The sequence below is a fragment of the Bradyrhizobium shewense genome, from assembly GCF_900094605.1.
Classification (GTDB): domain Bacteria; phylum Pseudomonadota; class Alphaproteobacteria; order Rhizobiales; family Xanthobacteraceae; genus Bradyrhizobium; species Bradyrhizobium shewense.
On the sequence record NZ_FMAI01000064.1, the window covers coordinates 1 to 16,627 of the forward strand.

At 59.1% G+C, this 16,627-nt stretch carries 18 protein-coding genes and 1 pseudogene; 9 read left to right on the forward strand and 10 right to left on the reverse strand.

Annotation, left to right across the window (positions count from 1 at the left end):
* Positions 1-139: 139 nt before the first annotated feature.
* The 3 genes from GA0061098_RS42420 to GA0061098_RS42430 all read right to left on the reverse strand — a co-directional run bounded on the left by GA0061098_RS42420 (position 140) and on the right by GA0061098_RS42430 (position 2,302).
* On the reverse strand, positions 140-952 hold the full coding sequence (locus tag GA0061098_RS42420; RefSeq protein WP_245323987.1) for a DUF7146 domain-containing protein: 813 nt from the start codon (positions 950-952) through the stop codon (positions 140-142).
* A gap of 209 nt (positions 953-1,161) precedes the next feature.
* Positions 1,162-1,455, reverse strand: a complete 294-nt coding sequence (locus tag GA0061098_RS42425; RefSeq protein ID WP_091967912.1) for a hypothetical protein — start codon at positions 1,453-1,455, stop codon at positions 1,162-1,164.
* A 193-nt stretch (positions 1,456-1,648) separates the two neighbouring features.
* Entirely contained in the window at positions 1,649-2,302 is a 654-nt protein-coding gene (locus GA0061098_RS42430) for a hypothetical protein (RefSeq protein ID WP_091967915.1), read from the reverse strand.
* Positions 2,303-2,546: 244 nt separating this feature from the next.
* On the opposite strand from GA0061098_RS42430, the gene GA0061098_RS42435 reads away from it, so the two are divergent.
* The gene (locus GA0061098_RS42435) at positions 2,547-2,828 is read left to right on the forward strand and encodes a helix-turn-helix transcriptional regulator (protein ID WP_165637972.1); all 282 of its coding nucleotides are present in this window, start codon (positions 2,547-2,549) and stop codon (positions 2,826-2,828) included.
* Between the two features lie 149 nt (positions 2,829-2,977).
* Here the strand turns inward: GA0061098_RS42435 and GA0061098_RS47670 are convergent.
* Together GA0061098_RS47670 and GA0061098_RS42440 are read right to left on the reverse strand one after the other, a co-directional pair.
* A pseudogene (locus GA0061098_RS47670) lies at positions 2,978-3,103 on the reverse strand (SOS response-associated peptidase); the annotation flags it as partial.
* A gap of 44 nt (positions 3,104-3,147) precedes the next feature.
* Complete coding sequence (locus tag GA0061098_RS42440) at positions 3,148-3,498, reverse strand: hypothetical protein (protein WP_091967918.1); 351 nt, start codon at positions 3,496-3,498, stop codon at positions 3,148-3,150.
* A gap of 1,005 nt (positions 3,499-4,503) precedes the next feature.
* On the opposite strand from GA0061098_RS42440, the gene GA0061098_RS42445 reads away from it, so the two are divergent.
* Positions 4,504-5,067, forward strand: a complete 564-nt coding sequence (locus GA0061098_RS42445; RefSeq protein ID WP_129591118.1) for a hypothetical protein — start codon at positions 4,504-4,506, stop codon at positions 5,065-5,067.
* Between the two features lie 168 nt (positions 5,068-5,235).
* On the opposite strand, the gene GA0061098_RS42450 is transcribed toward GA0061098_RS42445, so the two are convergent.
* On the reverse strand, positions 5,236-5,424 hold the full coding sequence (locus GA0061098_RS42450) for a ParB N-terminal domain-containing protein (protein ID WP_091967822.1): 189 nt from the start codon (positions 5,422-5,424) through the stop codon (positions 5,236-5,238).
* A 209-nt stretch (positions 5,425-5,633) separates the two neighbouring features.
* Positions 5,634-5,891 (reverse strand): hypothetical protein, encoded by a 258-nt coding sequence (locus GA0061098_RS42455; RefSeq protein ID WP_091967924.1) that lies wholly within the window; start codon positions 5,889-5,891, stop codon positions 5,634-5,636.
* A gap of 1,141 nt (positions 5,892-7,032) precedes the next feature.
* On the opposite strand from GA0061098_RS42455, the gene GA0061098_RS42460 reads away from it, so the two are divergent.
* From GA0061098_RS42460 to GA0061098_RS42485, 6 genes are all read left to right on the forward strand, one after another.
* Complete coding sequence (locus GA0061098_RS42460) at positions 7,033-7,731, forward strand: GntR family transcriptional regulator (protein WP_091967927.1); 699 nt, start codon at positions 7,033-7,035, stop codon at positions 7,729-7,731.
* Positions 7,732-7,910: 179 nt separating this feature from the next.
* On the forward strand, positions 7,911-9,119 hold the full coding sequence (locus GA0061098_RS42465; protein WP_091967929.1) for an ABC transporter substrate-binding protein: 1,209 nt from the start codon (positions 7,911-7,913) through the stop codon (positions 9,117-9,119).
* A 66-nt stretch (positions 9,120-9,185) separates the two neighbouring features.
* On the forward strand, positions 9,186-10,880 hold the full coding sequence (locus tag GA0061098_RS42470; protein WP_091967932.1) for a thiamine pyrophosphate-binding protein: 1,695 nt from the start codon (positions 9,186-9,188) through the stop codon (positions 10,878-10,880).
* Positions 10,877-11,536: a VOC family protein gene (locus tag GA0061098_RS42475; RefSeq protein ID WP_091967935.1), complete on the forward strand. Its 660-nt coding sequence runs from the start codon at positions 10,877-10,879 to the stop codon at positions 11,534-11,536. Before GA0061098_RS42470 ends, GA0061098_RS42475 begins: the two co-directional genes overlap by 4 nt.
* Positions 11,433-12,233 carry an SDR family NAD(P)-dependent oxidoreductase gene (locus GA0061098_RS42480; protein ID WP_091967938.1) on the forward strand — a complete coding sequence of 267 codons (801 nt, stop codon included), beginning with the start codon at positions 11,433-11,435 and terminating at the stop codon, positions 12,231-12,233. Before GA0061098_RS42475 ends, GA0061098_RS42480 begins: the two co-directional genes overlap by 104 nt.
* 31 nt (positions 12,234-12,264) lie before the next feature.
* Positions 12,265-13,053, forward strand: coding sequence for an SDR family NAD(P)-dependent oxidoreductase (locus GA0061098_RS42485; RefSeq protein ID WP_091967940.1), 789 nt, complete (start codon positions 12,265-12,267; stop codon positions 13,051-13,053).
* A gap of 78 nt (positions 13,054-13,131) precedes the next feature.
* On the opposite strand, the gene GA0061098_RS42490 is transcribed toward GA0061098_RS42485, so the two are convergent.
* Both GA0061098_RS42490 and GA0061098_RS42500 read right to left on the reverse strand, forming a co-directional pair.
* Entirely contained in the window at positions 13,132-13,974 is an 843-nt protein-coding gene (locus tag GA0061098_RS42490) for an enoyl-CoA hydratase-related protein (protein ID WP_245323986.1), read from the reverse strand.
* A gap of 589 nt (positions 13,975-14,563) precedes the next feature.
* On the reverse strand, positions 14,564-14,806 hold the full coding sequence (locus GA0061098_RS42500; RefSeq protein WP_091967945.1) for a hypothetical protein: 243 nt from the start codon (positions 14,804-14,806) through the stop codon (positions 14,564-14,566).
* Positions 14,807-15,256: 450 nt separating this feature from the next.
* Here GA0061098_RS42500 and GA0061098_RS42505 point away from each other — a divergent pair, with 450 nt between their 5' ends.
* Positions 15,257-15,502, forward strand: coding sequence for a hypothetical protein (locus tag GA0061098_RS42505; RefSeq protein WP_091967948.1), 246 nt, complete (start codon positions 15,257-15,259; stop codon positions 15,500-15,502).
* A 626-nt stretch (positions 15,503-16,128) separates the two neighbouring features.
* Here the strand turns inward: GA0061098_RS42505 and GA0061098_RS42520 are convergent.
* Positions 16,129-16,368, reverse strand: a complete 240-nt coding sequence (locus GA0061098_RS42520) for a hypothetical protein (RefSeq protein WP_091967954.1) — start codon at positions 16,366-16,368, stop codon at positions 16,129-16,131.
* Between the last annotated feature and the right edge of the window lie 259 nt (positions 16,369-16,627).

Consider the following 16,627-nt stretch of genomic DNA (forward strand, 5'->3'; position numbering starts at 1 on the left):
CCCCTCATGATGCTGAATCGCGATCGTCATCTGTCGATCGATTGCCGCGCTCAGCAAGTCGCGGGCAACCTCAACCGGCAGCGTATCCGACTGGTTGGCGGTATCCGGATCGAACTGATCGATGATCGCACCGCGGAGCTCACGCATGCTCGGGTGAGCTCCCCAATTCGGCCAACAGCAGGTCGTTGATGTCCTGACCGGGCGTGTCGGGCATGACCAAGCGGACGTGTTTGCCCGCGGCAATCCAGCGGTCTCGGCAGGCGGCAGCAGCCCGTTGACCCGTCCCGCCGACGTCGTGATCGACCAGGATCGTGAGCCGCTGCACATGCTCAAGAACGGCGAAGTCGCTGATCCCGCCAGCATCCAGCACAGACCAGGTCGCCCCGGAGCCGAGCATCATGCCGGCGAGACACGTTTCCACACCTTCGCCGATCGCGAGGGCAGCCGAAATCGCCGGCGAAAGCCGGATGACGCCGCCGCCCTTCGGACCGAGACTCATGGGCGGTCCGGCGGCGGTAGCATCAGGCGTCAGCTGCCGGCGGTGCACACCGACCGGCTCGCCCGTGGTGATGTCCTGGATCAGCGCGACAAGTGCCGGCGCTGTGGTGCCCCGGAACGGGCAGCTTGGATGAAAGCCGATGACATCCAGCGCTTCATCGGGAACGATGATGCCTCGATGGGCGAGATACCGCTCAGCCAACGAGCCGCGCAGCGGCGACACGCCGTCCCAAATCTGGAGCGCACGACGAATGCGAACGGCATCATCTGCTTCCTTGCGATGAACCGGACCCGGAATTCGCGTGCTGGCACCGAACGAAGGGCCGAGATAACGAAGTGCGTAGGCGATGGCCTCGCCAACGGAGCAACCAAGCTGACGCTCGAGAAAGCTGATGATATCGCCACCATAGCCATTCTCGTGATCAAACCAGAGGCCGGCATTGGCGCCCTGCACCTTCAACGCAAAAGAGCCGCGGTTGCCCCAGCGCAATTCCCGCTTGGTGCTGAGGCGGCGATTGGGCTCGCCCAGGAACGACTTCACGATCTCAGGTGCACGCGCGCGCAGTTCTGCGCGCGCGCCGTCGTCGAGCGTGCGGTGATCGTGGACGACGCTATCGCACGTGTTCACGGCTGTTCATCCGGCGGATCCGTTCACACCCGCGATCACTTGCTGTCGCGCGCGTCGTATTTGCGCTCGCGCATCAGGGCGAGCTTCTCCTGGTGAGCCGCGCGATCTTCGGCAACGCGCATCTCGACAGCACGCTCCAGCTCATCCGCCGCATTGCGCATCGCGCAGATGAGGTTGGTGAAGAAGGTGTGGGACCGACTGTCAGTGGACGCACAGGTCAGCGCCATGCGCGTGATGCGCTCAATATCGCGGCAAGCACTGCGCATGAAGCGATGCAACGAGATCCGCAACTTCGGCTTGCGGCCGCCGGGGATGATGATGAAGCCCATGGGGTGGACCTCCGCTCTTGCGGGGTCGCGACAGCCATGGCATCATCATCGTGCAACCGAGACCGAGCCAAGACTGGGATGCGACCCAGTTTGAAAAACCCCGCCGCACTATTGCGGTGGGGTATTTTCATTCTGAGGCTGAGTCGGGCTAAAAGGCACGAAATGCGGCGGTCAGTTTTCCGTCCGCTGACTATCAGGGTTTGGCATTAGCCAATCTTCTGGCAGTCGTCGCAATTGTGACGGAGGTAAGTCGAAGCCTTTGTTCGACGCCAAGCCAGTCGAATAGCGCTTCAACCAGCTGCACGAGCTGTGAACGCGGCAGCGGCTTGCTACTTGAAATAGTCCCCCGTTCGATAAGCAGCCGCACAAACGGTTCCACCGCCAGTTTCGTTACAACTCGCTTGTGGTAGGTGTCACTGCCGACTTTGAGCCAATGCTCGACGTCCCGGCGGCGCTCCGTCAGCACGGCGACCACTTCATCCCGCTTGTCGCCGTGCTCCTCCGCTAACATCAGCAGCGTCATGTCATCCGCGTGCGGGTTCCGCCGAGCCCATCCCGCCTTTTCGATTTCGCCAGTAAAGAATTCTGGTCCGATTTTGTTTGAAAGGCTCAGCACCTTTGTGATCGCCGCACAATATTGTTTCACGAGCTTGCGATCCGGCGGGCTCACTACCGCCAGCTGGCGCGAATAATGGCGCTCGATTTCCTCAAGATTTCGAGTGGTTGCGTATCGATCGAAGTGGTCCAGGTTGTCCGCGGAATCGCCAATGCCCATCGCCTCCAGCAGCTTCTCGAACTGCTGCGGACGACGTCCTGCCTTGCTCGGGGACGGCCTGTGCTTGGTCATTCGGGCTGGCCGATTGGAACGGAAGTCTGCAGCACGAAAATGCTCCGCCGGTTTTCGTTGGCAGCAAATGCGCCATCCTATACGCAGAACAAGCTCGCGCCTCGCATTTGCTAAGAAACTGTCAAGCTAAAGCGGAAATATCGTTAACAGCGTCGCTCGCCCGGAAGGGATCGCTGGCCCACGAAACTTTCGGCGCCGCAGGTACAGCGGGCGCGACAATCGCTGGAGCTACCTTGAGATCGCGATGATAGCAACCGATCAACTCGAAGTCGAAACCGAGGACGTAGCACCGGCTACTTCTCGTCCTCGCCGCATGCTCAATGAAAAGCAGGTTTTGGAAATTATCCCGGTCGGTCGCACCACGCTGTACCGCATGGAGAAGTCGGGCCGCTTCCCCCAATCGACCTACATCAGCCCGAACCGGCGCGTCTGGTTTGAGGACGAGATCGTGGCCTGGCAGAACGCTGTTGACGAGTTTGATCCGCGACGGGCACGGGGCAAGGGGCGGCGTCGGCGGAGCGACTAGACTAGCAGGAGACACCGGTTCTGCGGCTTGAGCCAGCCGCGCACTGCCGCGACGATGTGCAGGTGTTCGTGACCGGCGGCTTGTGCTCGGTCGCGACGGGCATGCCCATCGCCACTATCACGGTGCCGGTCTCGGTATTCTGAATCACCGGGGGCCGGATAGTCGAGCAAAACGCCCGGCATCGGCGCCAGATTGTCGACATACCGATTGGCTACGCGGAAGAACGAGCTGATCGCGGCTTGGTTCGTGGTAGCAGCGGAGAAGCTACCGAGAATAGCCGCGAACGCCGGGGCCGGGTCCGACCTGTGGCATGCAGGGTCTACTTCTTGAGAATGCCGATATCAGTGTTGCCCAAGTTCTTTATGGCGCGTTCGGCGGCGGGCGTATCCACTGCTTTGTCGTGGGAGGTCGGCGCCGGACTAATGGAGGAAGCATCCACGTCACCGGTCGCTGCGTGGCTGAGCGCGTTGCCCAAGTTGGGACCGGAGGAGCCAGCAGTGCCGCTTATGGTATGCCCGGTTGATAAGGTGCTGCCTGCATAACCCTTAGAGCCGGCGGCCGCAGTGCCACTCGCCGCCGAGCCGCCGCTACTGGTTCCACCCGCACTCTGAGCCGAAGCGAGCGAAGAGCCGCCAACGAGCAAGATCAAGATAACGGCGATGTGGTTCATAGAGCGGTCCTCTACACCGGATAAGCGAGTTGCGCGGCCGATAGTTCCGAAGGGGCTTTACCGCTCTCCGGGGCCGCCACGCAGATGGCTGGCTGTGCTTGTACGGATAGCCGCGCACCTGCGAGCCTTACAGCGCCTGTAGCGCTCCAGCTCGTGGCTCGGCGTCGACCTTCATGTCGAGAGCGACAGCCTAGTTGGGGCGCGTTTCGAGGTAGCCGTAACGGCATTGAGCGCGCCGCCCATTGTCGGCGATGGCTGCGCCGGCCCTTTGAAGCCGAGCGGGCGCATGTGCTACGCCTCGCAGGCGAGCGGTCGGCTTACTTCGCGCGTCCGCAGCCTGCTCTGCTGCAGCGCGCCCCGATCCGCCGTAAATCGTTACTCCCATGCGAGACAGGATCGCTGGGCCACACGCAACAGGCAAGCCGTTACGCATAGCGTGCCGGGCACAAAACGAAGGACCTGTGTCGCGACTTGAGCGTCGGTCATCGTGCGTCGTCGTCCAGTGGCGGCTCACCTCACTTGTCAGCCATCTCCTGCTAACACCTTGGCAATCTCTGCACACCGCGAACACACACGCTCGATGCAGCGCCGGGTTGCTAGATCGCTACGTTGTGCATCGTGCAGGATCGATGCCGTCAAAACGGTGCCAGCAATGCCGCTTTAGCCACTCTTACCGGTGAGGATCTGATCTTGAAACGTAGGAGAGTACGTCATGCCGCCGACTGATTAGTCGCGAAAGCATATTGGCGAACTGAACGAGAGATAAAACCGCAAGGAACTCCAAAACCATCTCAAAAAGCCTCCGGGTTCGAAAATTCGCTTTCGGAAAACACGCCCTAGCCCGGAGACCAAACTCAAGACTGTTTGTTGCCGCGTAAAGGCAAAATGTAACAGTTCAACGAAGGTACAACAATTCAGTTGTTTTTCGGCAACAGCACGAGGAGATTGCAATTGTAAACACGCTGTGCCGCTGGTCGCAACGAGCACATCCGTACGGATTATAGAGTGGTGGCTCGACCCACTGTGGCCATCTCCCGACAGACGCGAGCAATCTCGCCGCGCACCTCGAACACGACCCGCTCATGCTGCGCCGGATCGCAAGGAAGCCATGGAGTTCGCCTGCGTGCTGCTGCATACGAGCGAGCCATTCCACAGCATGGCTTGCAATCGGCTGGGGTCATCTGCCATGAAGACCTCGACACCATCGCAGCGCCGCACGTCGTGCCGTTCGTCGCGACGGCACTCGCGCAATCGCGGAAGCGCTACAGCAAGTCCATCGGTGAAGCCCGGCTTGATGGTGGGCAACGCGATCGCGTCATGTGCAGGTCGAAGTCCCGCGGGGGCTGTCACTTCGCTGCGGCCATCGGGCTTCGGTCACTGCTTGAGAACTACGCGCCAACCACCGGACTGGGCCAACGATCAGCACAAGATCGCCGGTCGCAGCTGGGCCGCGGTCTCGAACACTTCCGCAAGGAAGGCGTGAAGCTGATCCCGCCGTCGACAGGGCCGGACCCATACATCGAGGAAGCCTATCGGTTGTGGGTCCTCAAGCAGCGGCGGAGCAAGTAACGGACCTAAAGGCAGCAAATCCCGATAGTTGCGGGATTTTAAGTTTAAGGTGAGTTGGTAGGTCCAGCATCCCGAGTGCTGTCGCTTGAGGTCGCGCTCGCCGTAAACGCGACCGCGACGGCGGGCAAACAACGATGTAAATCATACCTGGGGGCAACGGCTCAGGCTTTATGTCGAGTGGAAACTTTCATGATGCTTGAAGAAGAGATCAAGCTTCACAGGCTTGCCGGTATCTCGCCAGAACAAGTCTTTACCCATACTGCCCGCCACCGCGAGGCGATGGTGGCCGCCGATTAGGGTATGGTCATTTGTTGCTATGGCGATGATCTCGCCGTCTTCGTCGACGATGACTTTCATGCGCTGCCTCCGACGCAACGCCCCCGTCGCGGCCGCCACGCTGCGCAATTTATCTAATCGCCTGCCCTGGCCCAGCGTTCCAATGCACGAAGTTCACGGATTTCGAATTGAGGTTCCGCGTCGGCCCATTGTGTACCATCTGCACACAAGTGAGCGCCCAAGCAGCTGAGCAAGTGAGCCCCCGTAGGTGGTCAGCCGAAGGGACAGCTTTACTTTCGTTTGCGCCGTGTTCGTCTCCGGCTGAGCCGTTTGGCGTTTGCCGCGACCTTCCTTCGGTACTGCTCAACAATCTTGTCTCCGGATGCGCCCGCCATCAGGCTTGTACCGGCCTTCGCCGCCGCCAGCACTTTTTCACTCACCATGCGCTGGGCTTCACGTTGGGCCGCTTTGCCGCCGCTCATCAACTTCACTAGGCGCAGTCCGATCACGTGATTGCTTTCTAGCCCCAGCATCATCCAGTTCCACATGCTGCGATATTCCTAGCAAGGCGAATAACTTCGGATCACATCCACGACCACGGCGTGCGCGGCGTCCAATCAAAGCCGCGTGGCTTGCTACGACGGGCAGCAATCTACATCAATCCGCTGGCGCCATGGCGAGCGCAAGGGTTCCCCTTGATCCAGGGATACATCCGAATGGGCGATAGCCGGAAATTGCTTCGTGCTGAAGAGTGAGAACCGCTGCTGCTGGGGGCCGAACGGAGATGTCCGATGGGTGTGGCAGGCTGGCGCTTTGCGCATACAAAGATCATGATCGGCATCACGCTCTGCAAGGATTGGCCGCAGTAAGGGGGGCGTTACCGCCAAGGCGCTTATGACAGCAGGTAGACATCGACCATCAGATGCTTCTCGTATTCCGTCAGCGCCACGCTACCGGGCGCGGCAGCTCCTCTGTGCGATACGGTACGAGATTTAGATGAGATTGCGAAAATGCCGATACGTGTAGGGCGGGCCGTCGCGCGGTCCCCGCGCATGCAGCCCACTCAGAAGAACCCGGACAACTTGCGGGCGGAACCGCCATCCTGGGGCTTTTCGCCGCTCATGTCTGCTGGTGCAGTAAGAGCGGACTTCGATTTGGACCGCGTGGAAGTCCGAAAGTGACCCGAAGCAGACCTGCAGAAGTTCTTCAATCTGCAGGTGGGATTATATTTTTTGATACATTGCGAGGGCTCGACGCTTGCTAAGGTTTCCCGATCATGTGGGGCAGGCATGGACCGTTTCACTCGCACATTATGCGGTCCAAGTTCGAGCGCCGCCATGCGCACGACCTGCGCAATGCCGTCGAACGGGCGTTGGGTAATGCGATCGCGCCGGGACCATTCAAGACCAACATCGGTAACGGCCGGATGCACGCAACGGAAGGAACCATTGGCTCGGGCGCGATGAGTTGCCTGTTTGGAGTTCGGCTCCTGAAGCGGAGCTGGAGGCGCCCCGGTCACGGAAAAAGCGTTGCTCTTCAAGGATACGGCGATACGCGTCTATCGCCTGGGCGGAGTGGAGCGCGGATCATCGGTGAGCGGCTAGGATGCATCCGGGGAAGGCGTCAGATTGCCAAGCGCACGTCTCTTGATAAGGTGACGGAATTGTCGGGGACGAGGCGACTCAGCGAATGGTTAAAGGGGTAGACAAGGTCGGGCTCGAGAGCTCGATTCGTGCGGTCGAACGAGAAACTCTCAACGATCGCGTGTACCGCGAACTCCGGACTATGATCATGTCTGGAGGCTTCGCGCCCGGCTCGGAAATGAAGCTCCGAGCTCTGGCGCAAAGCCTACATGTTAGCCCGATGCCGGTTCGAGACGCCATTGGGCGCCTAGTCGTCGAACGTGCACTGAAAATGCTCCCCAACCATCGCGTCATCGTACCTGAAACGACGATCGATGAGTTCTTGGAAATTCGCAGAGTTCGGATTCTTCTGGAGGGCGAGGCCACGGCCCTGGCATGTCAGCACGTTAGCCCTGACGTCATTGCTTCCCTCAAGCGCATCCATGAGAAGATTAAATCCTTGAGTGGAAATAAGCAGCGTCAATTTTGGGCGCTGAACCAGGAGTTCCATTTTACGGTGTATGAAGCGGCCAAGAGCCCCTTATTACTTTCCCTGATCGAGTCGCTGTGGCTCCAGATCGGGCCTGTTTTCAACCATATTCCGATCAACTTGACCTCGGAAGGCGCCCGCGGCCATCAGAGAATTATAGCTGCGCTTAGTGCCGGCGATGCCAAGGCAGCAAGGGCGGCGCTAACAGAAGATCTTATGAAGGGCGGCGATCGCATCATCGCGACCTTAATCCAGGACAAGCAGCCGGCCCACTAGCCGTCCAGTCCTCCACCCAAACTATCCAAATTCAGACACGAAGCTGGGAGTGCTGCGCTGCTCCTAGTTGCGCGTGCTGAGGCGCGCTCAAAGAATCCTTGACTCTCAACTGTGATTTGTTATCACAAATCACAATTATAGAGCGCGAGAAGGATCGCTCGCTTGGGAGGAGATTTGCGATGAGGTGTCTAGGTGTGGTTCTCGCAGGTGCGTTGATGTGGGCGAGTTCGGCGCGCGCTGACGATGCACCCATCAAGATTGGCGTCATGAACGACATGTCTTCGGTTTATGCCGTGGCTGGCGGTCGAGAGACCGTTGAAGCCGTTCGCATGGCGATCGACGACGCGGGGCCGGTGCTGGGCAAGAAGGCCGAACTCATCTTTGCCGATCATCAGAACAAGCCGGACGTCGGCTCGGCAATCGTGCGCCGCTGGTATGACGTTGAGGGTGTCGATGCGGTCGTCGACGTACCGAACTCGGCGGTTGCTTTCGCGGTCCAAAGTCTTGCCAAGGAAAAGAAAAAGATTTCGCTATTTGTTGGCGCCCTGAGTTCCGACGTGACTGGTCCCAAATGCGATAATTACACGACGCAATGGGCCGTCGACACGTATTCGCTGGCGAACGTAATGGGAGCCGCTGTTCTCAAGCGGGGTGGCAACCGCTGGTTCTTCCTCGGCGCCGATTATGTATTCGGACGCGCCCTTGTGCGCGATACCAGCGCCGTCATCGAGGCCAACGGAGGCAAGGTCCTCGGCGCCGTCTACGCGCCGCTGAACACTTCCGACTTCTCCTCCTTCCTCTTGCAGGCGCAGCCGACTAATCCGAACGTGATCGGCCTTGCAAATTCTTCGGACGATACGGTCAACTCCATCAAACAGGCCGTCGAATTCGGTCTCACCTCAAACGGTGCGACTTTCGCGGCTTACGTGCTCTTTCTGGAGCATGTCCAAAGCATCTCGCTCAAGGCCGCCCAAGGCTTGCTTCTGGCCAATCCCTTCTATTGGGACTTGAATGACCAGACGCGTGCCTGGTCGAAGCGCTTCGAAGAAAAGATAGGTCATCCGCCGGATTGGGATCCTGCGATGTCGTACAGCGCGGTGTTCCATTATCTCAAAGCAGTCAATGCCGCCGGATCGCGCGACGCGGACGCCGTCGCCGCAAAGATGCGCGAGCTACCGGTCAATGATTTCACAACCAAAGACGGGAAGGTGCGTATCGACGGCCGTGTGTTGCGCAATCTCTATCTTCTCCAAGTCAAGAAGCCCGAGGAGTCCAAAGGAAAGTGGGACCTCTACAACGTGGTGGCTACAGTACCTGGAGATGAAGCGTTCCGTCCGCTCCAAGATGGCGGATGTCCGTTGGTGAAGGCCGGCTCGGCCAAACCGTAAGCGACGTAGCAAATTGTCGCGCGAAGCGGGGCTGCGGTCGTCAATGATAAAAACTGGATCGGGTCAATGGTGATGAAGAGTGGCGGCCAAGCCGTCGTTGACGTTCTCAAGGCGGAAGGCGTGAAGTTCATCTTTGGTATGCCTGGCGGCCATACAATCGGAATTTACGACGCTCTCTACGGACAACAGCAGATCTCCCACATTCTCGTGCGGCACGAGCAGCATGCTGCAAGCATGGCTGCCGGCTATGCGCAGCTTACCGGTGAGCCCGGCGTGTGCTGTGTGACGGCAGGGCCCGGCGCCACCAATTTGGTCACGAGCGTAGCGGAAGCATATGTCGGTGCGTTGCCGATGGTCATCATCGCGGGGCGTGGTGCCACTCGCAACGCGCATCGTGGCGCAAGCCAAGAAATCGACCAAGTCAAGATTTTTGCCGCTATCACGAAATGGGGCGTCCGGGTCGACCGACCGGACCTCATTGTCGAATGCCTGCGTCAAGCGTTTACCATTGCCCGCTCGGGCAAGCCGGGTCCTGTGCTCATCGATATCCCTCAGGATATCCTTGGAATGCAGTTTGACGTCGGCGACTATCTCCCGGTCGGCAAGCCAGCTGCGGTTCGGGGTGATAGCGACCGCATCAAGACCGCGGCGGCGGCTCTTCTCGCGGCAAGAAGGCCGCTAATTGTCGCCGGTGGCGGCGCCGTAGCCGCAAACGCGACGTCTGAAGTGCGTCAACTCGCGGAGACGCTGGGTAGTCCCGTCGTCACGACCCTCGCAGGGCGTGGCATTTTTCCTGACGATCATGAACTCACGGCTGGCGGCATCGGTCATCATCGGCAGGATGTCACAAAGTATCTTCTGCCACACGCCGACGTCGTTATCGGTATCGGCGCTCGCTTTGAACAGCAGGAAACCAACTGGAAGCCGGAATATATTCCGGCGCCGGCAGCCACCTATATCCAGATCGATATCGATCCGAACGAACTCGGCCGCTCGGTCGTTGCGACCATCGGCATCACGGGAGATGCGCGCCTGGTTCTCCAGGATCTTCTCACGGAGTTAAGAACAAAGGGTACTGGTCAGCGCACGGCCTCCAAGGAGTGGCTCGCCGAGTTGTCGAACCGGCGCGCTGCGCTCGAAACGGAGCGCGAAAGCATGGCGAGCTCTAATGCCACGCCAATTCATCCGATTCGGATCTTCGATCGCATCCAGCGCGTGTTCCCACGCAATGCGACCGTCGCCATCGACGTCGGCGTGATCGCGCAGGGTATGGGTGGCGCATTCCCGTACTTTAAGATCTTTGAGCCACGCGCGACGATCGTGCCCTCGAGCTTCTATGGAATGGGCTTCGCGGCATCGGCTTTTCCCGTCGCACGCCTCGTCTATCCTGACCGGCCTGCCGTCTGCTTCGTCGGTGATGGATCCTTCCAGATGGTGATGAATATCCTTCCCGTTGCCGCCGAACTCAAGCTCGGTGTCACGTGGTGCATATTCAACGATCACGCCTTGGGCTCGATCCGCGACATCCAAGTGCATGCGTTCAATGAGCGGTTCATTGGGACCGAATTCGCACTTGATCTCGATTACGCGAGTCTTGCAGTCGCCTCCGGCTGCTACGGCGAGCGTGTCACCGATCCCCACCAGGTCGAGGCCGCCCTACAACGGGCGTTCGTCGCCAACGAAAGCGGTAAGCCCGCAATTCTCGACTTCGTCGTCGCCAAAGAGCGCACGACGGCTAGTAGGGAGTTTTTTGCACGATGAAACCACTCTCATTCGGACAGCCGGTCGGCGGACTGGTGCAGGCAGCCTACACGGTCGAAAACATCGATCAGGCGATGATGCATTACGTGAAGGCGCTGAATATCGGGCCTTGGTTTGTGAGCGGTCCTTTCGTGCCTGCCAAGGGAATGTATCGAGGCCAGCCGACCGACATGAGCCTGACTCTCGCCGTCGCCTTTACCGGCCACATGATGATCGAGCTCATTGAGCAGCACGACACCAAGCCGTCGGTCTATCAAGAGACGATCAAGGTCAAAGGTCACGGTTTCCATCACTGGGCCGTCTGTTCCAAGGACTTCGATGCGGACGTCGCCCGCTACGAGGCTGCCGGCTACCCAGTCGTGTTCTCCGACCTCTCGCCGCGCGGCGTGCGGATCGTCTATGTCGATACCCGCCGAGACTTGCCGGGCATGCTTGAGGTGATCGAGACGACGGAGGCCCTCGAAGGCATCTATCACAGCTACTTTGCAGCGGCGCAGAACTGGGACGGCAAGGATCCCATCCGGCGCTGGTCACTCAAACAAGGGCCACGACGTGAAAACCCAGGATCTGTTCGACGTCACCGGCCTTTCTGTCGTTATTACCGGCGGTGCCAAAGGCCTGGGTCGGGCCTTCGCCGAAGCAATGCTCGACAATGATGCACGCGTCGTCCTGCTGGACAAAGACGAGTCTAGCCTCGATCAGGCCGTGTCCGAGCTCAAGGCGCGCGGCGATGTAGCCGGCGTTGCCGTCGATGTTACGGATCGCGATGCAGTCAGGGCCGCTGTCAACAAAGCCGTCGAACGAAACGGCCGCCTCGATGTCGTGTTCGCCAATGCGGGCATCGACGCTGGACCGGGTTTTCTGTCGATGGCTGGCGAACGGGATCCGGAGGGTGCGATCGAGGCCGTCCCGGACTGGCTGTGGGACAAGGTCATCGATACGAATTTGACCTCGATCCTTTCGACCATTCGAGCCGCTGTTCCGCATATGAAGCGACAGAACGGCGGACGCATCATCCTGACCTCGTCGATTGCGAGCATCAGGCCAGGTGCTATCGTCGGTATGCCCTATCAGATCTCGAAGGCGGGTGTGTCGCACCTCGCCAAGCAGTCCGCACTTGAGCTCGCCCGCTACAACATTCTCGTCAACGCAATCTTGCCGGGTCCGTTTCTGACCCAGCTCACGACACCTGACCTCAAAAAGCGCTTCGAAGCCGGCAGCCCTATTCACCGCGTCGGTCGACCCGATGAGATACAGGGGCTGGCGCTTTTCCTGGCTTCACCGGCGTCTAGCTACATCACCGGGACTCATATCGTCATCGATGGTGGCGCCTTGCTTGGTCGCGCTGACTAAACTGGTCGAACGTTAAACCACGAGAGACACGATGAAAGCCACTGAACTGTTTGACCTGTCCGGACATGTCGCCGTTGTTACAGGCGCTGCGTCTGGCCTTGGACTCGCGATTGCGCAAGTGATCGCAGCCAATGGAGGGCGGGTCGCAATGCTTGACATCGACGAGGGCAAGTTGAAGCAGGCGGCGGCTGCCATCGACGAAGCCGGCGGAGCCGTTGAGACGTTCAGCATCGACATAGCCGAGGCCGGCAAAGTCGAAGCTATCGTGGATGCTTACGTCGAAAGATATGGCCGGCTCGATTGTGTGTTTGCAAACGCAGGCGTGAGCGGTGGCCCCGGATACGGCAAGCCCGAAGGCGAGCTCAAGGCGGCGTCCACGGAGCTTTGGGATGCCTGCCTTCGGGTCAATCTTGATGGCGCTTTTCGGACAATTCGCGTGGCGGCAAAACATATGAAGCCACGGCGGCAGGGATCGATCGTCGTGACGTCTTCCGTCGCGGCGCTGCGCGCGTCGGCGCTACCGAGTTACGGCTACCACGCGGCAAAGGCCGGCATTGCACAGGTGGTGCGCGTCGCGGCTCTCGAGCTTGGTCCTCACAATGTGCGTGTCAATGCCATCGCGCCAGGTCCTTTTCGGACGAATATCGGCAATGGCCGGATGCATACGCCCGAAGGTGCCGCGGCGTTTGCAGATACCGTGCCCTTAGGGCGGCTTGCCGAACTGGATGAGATCAAGGGGCTCGCGCTGCTGTTGGCGTCGCGAGCTTCCACATACATGACCGGCGCGATCATTCCGGTCGACGGCGGAACGCAGGCCTGAGGGCCGCGCAATCGTGCCTTTGCAGCGCCTAAGAATCCGGACGTCCTGAGCAAATAAGCCATCGTCGAGAGCTTGCCGCTAACGTCCCTCGTAAACGGGCGGACGCTTTTCTGCCTCGGCATCGCGGCCTTCCCGGAAATCCCGGGTCGCGTAGAGCGCACGATATTGGTCGTCGAGCTTGCCCAGCGCTGTTTCGGAGTCATCGAGCGCCATATGCGAGGAGGCCAGCGACGTCTTGATGCCGAGAGGGCCGCATGCGGCGATCTTGCTGGCGATCTCGACAGCCTTCGCGAGAGCCGCATCCCGGTCCGGGGTCACTTCCTGAACCATTCCCATCCGGAGAGCTTCCTTCGCTCCCCAATGATCGCCGGTTAGAATGAAGCGCATCGCATTGCCCCATCCGGCCTCTCTGGGGAAACGTACCGTTGCACCGCCGCCGGGAAAACGGCCGTGCGTGTTCTCGTCCTGACCGAACTCCGTGTCTTCCGACGCCACGCGTATGTCAGCGACAAGAAAAAGCTCGTGCGCCATGTTCCAGGTGTCGCCATGCACCGCGACAACCAAGGGCTTCGTGAGCGCCGGCCTGGTGCGCCCGAGAGGGTCGATAAAGCCGGGTCCATCCATCATCTTTTTTCCGGACTGAGCGAAGGCCTTGTAGGCATCGACATCGATACCTCTGGAGAAGCGATCGCCATAGCCGAACAGAACAGCGGCACGGAGGGAGGGATCGCGATCGTAATTGTAGTAGGCTCGCGCCAGGCTCTCTGTCGCGTCCGGGTCCAGCCGGTTGTCGATGTAGGGCCGGTTGATGCCAATCAACACGGTCTGGCCTTTGCGCTCGATAGTGATCTTGGCCCGCTGATCGTACGGAATATTCTCCATGCGCGTGGACTGCGCGGTCTCGTCGGCCTGTGATGTCATCGACGTGTCTCCGGGTTTTTGGGCCTGCAACGCGATCGCCTTTCCGGATACGGAGATGGGCAAAGACGGAGGACCCGCAAGAGGGCGTCGATCACGATGCAGGAAATCGGATCAGGAAGACGCGGGCAAATCGTGCGAATTCAAAATGCTGTCGCTGCTAAGTCCGAAATTGGCTCGTTTGCGAAGTTGCGCCGTGTCTGTCGGAGGTCCGCTCACTGCGTCAGAGCGGACCAGATTTGCTCAACCTGAGTGCTTCGCATTTTGACCCATTGCGGACCTCGCCTGTGGCTAACCTGACGTCGTTCTAGGTAGCCGGAAAAAGCTTGAGCAATGAGATGGGGCGGGCGATCAGCGCTTGTCTGCCGTTTGGCCGTTGGCCTTCTTCTCGAGTTCATCGATTCGGTCGAGTGCGTTGCTAAGGAGCTCGCCTAACACCAGCAGTGTTGAGTAGAGCTGCTGCGACATACCGGGTGTCGCAGCATGTATCACTCGCTTTATTTCCTCTCGCATTGCCATGGCCGTTCTCGCAGTGCCTTTCCTGACCGGAGCTAAGTTAGACGCGACTTCGTCGGATATGCGCAAGTCGAAGTCACTTGCGGCGATCCTGCTCAATCCGGTTGGCAGTCGCGAGTTTTCCCTCGATGTACTGCTTTAGATCACCGACCTCTTTTTCAAGGGCCTCTCGCGGGATGTTTTGATTCTTGGCCCCCTCAACGAGGCGGTCAACCAATACGTCCACGCTTTGTGAAGCGCCCGGCGTCCCATATTGCTCCGCGGCGTGAACGCTGTTCTCGACCCAAAAATCAATGTACTCGCGTGTCGTCGTTGGCATGTGAAGTTTCTGCCAATATCGAATTGAGATTCGCGTGGAGAGTAATATATGCAGAGCTGGGGGCAAGGCGGCGCCCGCACGGTGGAGCCAGGCTCAGCTATCGGACGTTCCAGTTGTGGGCCAGGTTCTGCCGGCTTCACCGGGTATCCTGCTTCCCTCCTCAGCGGCCTGGTTCTATTTTCGCAGTGGCCCGTTTCGCCTTTTGAGCGCATAAACGGGGATGCCCGATTCCCACTACCGAACCTGCCATTGTGGAGCGCTCTATAGCCGAACCGAGGCGATGGCCCCGGGTCGGCAGATCGCCAGCTTCGAGTGCTCGGTTTGCGGCGCGACCATGGAATCGTGGAACACCGCTTGGGTGCCCACCTATAGATTGATTGCTGGCCCCGTCCGCCTTCAGCGACCCAGCTAGTTATTGCAACTCTTAGCAATTCCGCGGATTGGCCACGGATGGCAGAGTCGTTCGGCACTTCATTCACTATCGTTGAGGCGACCTCGGACGACGCTCCGCAGCCAACGAAGCAGATGTGGCTCGCCTTAGCCAAGCCCAATCAGGCATTGACGCTAGTCCTTGCTGCCGTTCCCGAAGGCTGGACTGCGGCAGTTGTGCCAGCGGTCCTCACTGAAAAGCAGCAGAGGATGTTCGAGGAACTCAACCTCAAACCCGGCGATGTCTACAGGATCGCTCCAGAGTAAGGCCCCGGGGGGCAACGTCTGCTATTTACTCTAGGCCGAACATGGCACAACCGGGTTCCCTTTTCGGCCGCCTTCCTACATAATTCGGCATGGCAAAAATAAAAGTGAACTTCAAACCAGTTCGTAAATCCGAGGGCGACTGGGCTATCATCGCCGAGTACCCGGGCGCAGAAGCGCGAGAGATTACGGGCTTCACGAGCAAAGCCGATATTGACGATTGGATGAATGGAGAGCGTCGGATCGCTTGGCTCCGATCACAGGGTTACGCGAAGTGACTCGATGACCCCTTCAGGTGCGCGTCCGGTGCTTTTGGCGTGGCTGAAGGTCCGGACTCACTTGTACTCTTCCAGCTCCCTGAACCAAGGCGCCATTCTCGCGGAGATTAGTGAAGATACGAAAGCTGATCTTCCGTAACGACGCGCTCAATGTTCTCGGACCTGCACTTGATGCGATATCTTACTCGTCCATCGGACTCGATCGGCATGCACTGTACGATCGTGTAGATCCTTGGCAGTTCAGTTGCGGCGCGTCCTTGGGGACCTTGAGCGTGGTGCCGAACCTCTTCATTTAGCTTATAGGCGTATGACATATTTTCCTCGACGTTTACGGCTCTATCGGCGGTCTTGCTAGTCTTCAAGAATGGATTTTGTAGCCTCGAATATCTGTTCCGCGGTGCCCTTAATCGTGCCCTTTGCCCAAGCTTGGAACACTGTGACGTATGCGTTCTTGTAAGCCGCTTCGTCCGCGGAGAAGTAGACTTCGTCTGTGGCAATATCCAAGACAAGCGCTCCTGTATCGATACAAATTTCCTCGATCAGGACCAGTCGTTCTTCTTGCTCGGCTAGATGACGTTTAACTATGCTCATTGAGTCTCCTGCGTGGCAATGAGGAATCACGTTCCCGATGCGGCTGGTGAACACGCTGACGTAGTCACCGGGCACACGCAAGGAAGCCGCAGTGGCGCCCGCTTTTCGATCTTTTTACCTGCTTGAATGAAAAACCCCGCCCCGATAACTCGGGAGCGGGGCAGGACCACAAGCTCTACCAGTACATCCGTGGCTAGAGCGACAGGTCTGTTGTGCTCTTAACTAAGCAGCACGAAGATTTTCGGCAGCGGACTTGCCC